This window comes from Bacillus sp. P4_D3 (assembly GCF_056401855.1).
In genome coordinates, this window is sequence record NZ_JBFUIN010001249.1 from 1 (window position 1) to 613 (window position 613).

Sequence of the window (613 nt, forward strand, 5' to 3'; positions counted from 1 at the left end):
ACATACTCCAATCGGTACCGTGAAGTCCAGAATTCATGCAGCACTAAAGAAACTACGTCAAAAAGAGCAAGTAGAAGAAATCTTTTTAGGAGAGGTAGGGAATGTGAAATGAGTTTAGATTGTAGAGTTAGAGAATCTATACAAGAAGAAGCGAAGGGGGTTATTGCCCCGCCGGAGTTAAAAGAAAAAGTAATCGTGCAAATAAAAATGAAGCGCGGAGGGAGTAAAAGGAAGAAACGTCTTATCGCCGGAGTGCTTGCAGCAGCACTTTTAATCCCGACGACTGGTTTTGCTTATCAATCTATTATGGCGGATGGTATATACGGGTCGTTTGAAAATTTAAAGAAGCATGCCGGAGCTATAACATTAGAAGGATACATGCGTTTTAATGCAAAGTTATCTCAAGCGAAAGATGAAATGGGTGCAAAAGAATATGAAGAGTTTACAAAAGAACTAAAGAAATTAACGAATGCAAAGCTTGAGTACGGGGATTCGAATGGTAATATTGATTATGATCAATTATCGCCAGCTAAAAAAGAGGGATTAAAAAAGGTAGAAATGGAGCTTCAGCCGTATTTTGATAAATTAAACGGCCATAAATCTAGTAAAGAAG

At 38.0% G+C, this 613-nt stretch carries 1 protein-coding gene and 1 pseudogene; both read left to right on the forward strand.

Annotation, left to right across the window (positions count from 1 at the left end; genetic code table 11):
• Window positions 1-112 (forward strand): annotated as a pseudogene (locus AC1DTM_RS30610) (sigma-70 family RNA polymerase sigma factor); the annotation flags it as partial.
• Window positions 109-613: DUF3600 domain-containing protein (locus AC1DTM_RS30615; RefSeq protein WP_477001720.1), on the forward strand; the 505-nt coding region annotated here is incomplete at its 3' end. The pseudogene AC1DTM_RS30610 and the gene AC1DTM_RS30615, both read left to right, overlap by 4 nt.